The organism is Lachnoanaerobaculum sanguinis (assembly GCF_033242365.1).
GTDB lineage: Bacteria > Bacillota > Clostridia > Lachnospirales > Lachnospiraceae > Lachnoanaerobaculum > Lachnoanaerobaculum sanguinis.
The window spans coordinates 1-412 of sequence record NZ_BTHK01000059.1; the positions used below are offsets into that span (position 1 = coordinate 1).

A 412-nucleotide genomic window follows, 5' to 3' on the forward strand; every position below is an offset into this window, starting at 1 on the left:
AATCGGAAAAGCCATATATTAGAAAAGTTATTGAAGAAATGAAGCAACGACACAACGTATCAGGCAAGACAATTCAGGTGGCTGATAAAGGACTTAATTGTGCAAGAAATATTTATGCTGCAGTTAAAGAAGCTAGTGACGGCTATATATTTTCAAAATCAATACATGGTAAGAATCTAAGTGAAAAGGAAAAGAAATGGGTTCTACTTGAGAATGATACAAATGTCTTTTCTAATTACACTGATGAAAGAGGTAATATATCTTTTCGTCTTAAATCCTGTATTGACAGCTTTGATTACAGTTTTAAAGAGATTGATCCGGAAACAGGAAAAGAGAGTGTTACAAGGTTTTCTGTAAAAGAAAAGCGTATCGTCTCTTATAATCCTAACCTTGCAAAGAAACAAAGGCTTGA

At 33.3% G+C, this 412-nt stretch carries 1 pseudogene; it reads left to right on the forward strand.

Annotation, left to right across the window (positions count from 1 at the left end):
• Positions 1 to 412 (forward strand): annotated as a pseudogene (locus tag SBH76_RS13520) (IS1634 family transposase); the annotation flags it as partial.